1 pseudogene is annotated in these 265 nt (G+C 31.7%); it reads right to left on the bottom strand.

Annotated features, from left to right (window positions below):
- Nucleotides 1–265 (bottom strand): annotated as a pseudogene (locus tag ACWA1B_RS22835) (DUF4249 domain-containing protein); the annotation flags it as partial.

Raw genomic sequence — 265 nt, forward strand, 5'->3', positions numbered from 1 at the left:
ATTTATACAAATAGTAATTTTCTGCATCGGCAGGATCATTATAAAACGCTTTTATTTCGATATCTTTTCCAGTAAAACCGCCTTGATTATTTTGGTCTATTCGCGTGATGGGCGCTATTGATTTTAAAGTTTCAGTTCCGATATATCTACTTCCTCTGCTAATTATAGTTAAAGTATATTCTTCGTCAATAACAGGTTTAAAATTGCTGCAGGCATATTGACCAGTCTTTTTAATTTCGATAAAATTAAATCTCTCTTTGTGACT

The sequence above is a fragment of the Flavobacterium xizangense genome, assembly GCF_054075145.1.